This window comes from Streptomyces sp. NPDC054956, assembly GCF_053609185.1.
The window spans coordinates 1-2,674 of the sequence record NZ_JBSGXB010000546.1 but is presented as its reverse complement, the minus strand read 5'-3'; the positions used below and the strand labels follow the sequence as shown (position 1 = coordinate 2,674).

The 2,674-nt window shown below is 74.9% G+C and carries 3 protein-coding genes and 1 other RNA gene; 3 read left to right on the top strand and 1 reads right to left on the bottom strand.

Annotation, left to right across the window (positions count from 1 at the left end; all coding sequences use genetic code 11):
- Positions 1 to 96 precede the first annotated feature (96 nt).
- A complete protein-coding gene (locus tag ACWGDE_RS38030) occupies positions 97 to 474 on the top strand; it encodes a hypothetical protein (protein ID WP_453393655.1) in 378 nt (125 codons plus the stop codon).
- Between the two features lie 69 nt (positions 475 to 543).
- Here ACWGDE_RS38030 and rnpB read toward each other — a convergent pair.
- Positions 544 to 945, bottom strand: an RNA gene (gene rnpB / locus ACWGDE_RS38025) — RNase P RNA component class A.
- A 77-nt stretch (positions 946 to 1,022) separates the two neighbouring features.
- Between rnpB and ACWGDE_RS38020 the strand changes: the two genes are divergently transcribed.
- Both ACWGDE_RS38020 and ACWGDE_RS38015 read left to right on the top strand, forming a co-directional pair.
- Positions 1,023 to 1,799, top strand: coding sequence for a MerR family transcriptional regulator (locus tag ACWGDE_RS38020; RefSeq protein WP_453393654.1), 777 nt, complete (start codon positions 1,023 to 1,025; stop codon positions 1,797 to 1,799).
- Positions 1,796 to 2,674, top strand: an 879-nt coding sequence (locus ACWGDE_RS38015) for a hypothetical protein (RefSeq protein ID WP_453393653.1), incomplete at its 3' end; no start/stop codon positions are given. The genes ACWGDE_RS38020 and ACWGDE_RS38015, both read left to right, overlap by 4 nt.

Here is a 2,674-nt window from a genome sequence, read left to right as displayed (position 1 = left end):
CGCGAGGACCGGAGGAGGGAGCCGCACGTGCCGCCGTACCCGTCCGGCTTCCGGTAGCACCCCAGGAAGGCCCTGGGGTGCGGCTGGAGGCTCTCCTTGTCCCGCACCGCCCACCACATTCCCGCACCGCGCACCCCGTTCGCCGCACAGCGGCGCAAGGAGTGCGACACCCTCGGCCGGCGTCCGTACGGCGGCCCCTGGCGCCGAGTGGAACTGCGCAGCCTGCGGTACTCCGCCGCCGAGCTCCGTACGGCGGCGAAGGAGGGCCGGCGCCCGCAGCCGCGGGAGGTCCGGCGTGCCTTCGACAGCTGGCGGTACTGCTGTGCCTTCGCTGGATCCCTGTCCGAGGCCGCCAACCTGGCCGAGCGCGGCGCCCGGGCCCGAATCCGGGCCGCATGCCGGGTCGCGCTCCACGACCCCGAGACGGTCATCGAGCCCTACCGGCCCCGCTACGGGGCCCACTGGGAGGCGTGACCGCCGCTCCGGCCGGGTACGACGAAGCCCCCGCCCCGAATGAACGGGTGAGCGGGGGCTGTTCGCCGACAGACGAGTCGGCCTGTACGCCGGGTTCTGTCACCCGGAGACCTCGCGGTCGCCGGGGAGACGGCCATCCATCTAGGACCGGCGTTGCCGCCGGCCTCTTGCGGTCTACCCGCGAACTCGGGCGAGCAGCCCTCGATCGTCCGCGCAGGGCTGTCCGAGGACAACCCATCTTGACCTTGCTCCGGGTGGGGTTTACCTAGCCGCCTGAGTCACCTCAGGCGCTGGTGGTCTCTTACACCACCGTTTCACCCTTACCGGGGGCCGAAGCCCCAGGCGGTCTGTTTTCTGTGGCACTGTCCCGCGGGTCACCCCGGGTGGCCGTTAGCCACCACCCTGCCCTGTGGAGCCCGGACGTTCCTCGGCGGGATCCGGGGACCCCGACGCGGCCGTCCGGCCGACTCGTCTGTCGTGTCGACCATGCTACCTGCACTCTGTAAGCCCTTGACCTTGACGCAGCGGCAGGGTTTCTACTGGCCCGTATGCGGATCGGAGAGATCGCCGCGCTCGTCGGGGTCACCACCCGGGCGATCCGGCACTACCACCACGTCGGCCTGCTCCCGGAGCCGGACCGGCGGCCCAACGGCTATCGCGCCTACAGCGTGCGGGACGCCGTCCGGCTGGCCCGGGTGCGCCGGCTGACCGAGCTCGGGCTGAGCCTCGACGAGGTGCGCGACGTGCTCGCGGACGACGCCGGGCGCGAGCTGGCCGACGTACTCCAGGAGCTCGACGCCGACCTCGCCCGGCAGGAGGCCGAACTGGCCGAGCGCAGGCGGCGGCTGGCCGTGCTGCTCGCCGCCCCGCCCGGGGAGGTCGAGCCGGTCTCGCCGGCGCTCGCCGCGCTGCTCGCGAAGGCGCCCGCGACGGCCTCGCCGAGCGCCGCGCTCGACCGGGAGCACCTGAGCCTGCTGGACGCCTCGGGGGCCGCGGGGGAGGAGCTGTACGCCGCGCTGGGGAAGGTCGCCGCCGATCCGGCGGTGCTCGCGCTGTACGAGCGGCTCGACGAGCTGGCGGACGCGGCCGTCGACGACCCCCGGATCGGGCCGCTCGCCGCCGCGCTGGTCGCCGCGGTGCCCGCCGAGGCGCTCGCGGCGATCCCGGCCGGCGAAGGGACGGCGTCCGCGCCCGGGTTCACGGAGGCCCTGCTCGCCGAGTACGCCCCGGCGCAGGCGGAGGTCGTCCGCCGGGTGATGGAAGCGTTCACCGGCAGTGGTACGGGCACCGGCACCGCCACGGATTCGCGGGAGGGGCGGGCATGAGCGCGATACGCGCGGCGCGGATCGCGGCCGCGGCGGTGATTCCCACGGAGCTGGTGCTCGTGGTGTGCCTGGCGGCCGGCCTGCGTCCGCCCGGCTGGGCCCTCGCGGCCGCCGAGGTGCTGGTGCTGGGGGTCCTCGTCCTGGAGGTGTGCGTCCTGCGTTCCCTGTACGCCGCCGCGCGCGCCCGCGGGGCAGCCCCCGGGGCGGCCCGCCGCGAGGCCGTACGGGCCGTCGTGCCCGAGCCCGTACGCCGCCTCGTGCTGCACGAGCTGCGCGCCTGCGCCGCGCTCGGCCGGTGGGTGCTGCGCAGGCCGCCGCACGGGGTGGGCCCCGCGGACCACGCGGCCGCGTACACCGGACCGCAGACGGCCATGATGTACGGCCTGCTCTTCGTGTCGCTGATCGAGACGGTGGGGCTGGCGGTCCTGATCCCCTGGCCGGCCGTCCACCGGGTGGTGCTCGTCCTCGACGTGTACGGGGTGCTGCTGGTCCTCGCGATGCACGCGGCCTGCGTCACCCGCCCGCACGTGGTCCGCCCCGACGGCACCCTGCGCATCCGCTACGGAGCCCTCTTCGACCTGACCGTCCCGCCCGACGCGGTGGCCTCGGTCCGGGTGGACCGCCGCTACCCGGAGGGCCGGCTCGTCGCCCTCTCCGAGGACGGGGTGCTGGACCTGATCGTGGGCAGCCAGACCACCGTGACCGTGGAACTGGCCCGGCCGCTCGTCTTCCACCGCCCGCTCGGTGCCCGGGCCGAGGCGCGCACGGTCCGGTTCCACGCCGACGAGCCCCGCGCGCTGGTCGACGAGCTGCTCGAAGAACTGAGCGAGCCCTCGACACCGGTTGGGAGAGCCGCAGGGCTGGGCTTGTGGACC

What these genes read in the sequence shown, in the direction of transcription:
- ACWGDE_RS38020 (WP_453393654.1), top strand. Translation starts at nt 1,023, where the DNA reads ATGCGGATCGGAGAGATCGCCGCGCTCGTCGGGGTCACCACCCGGGCG.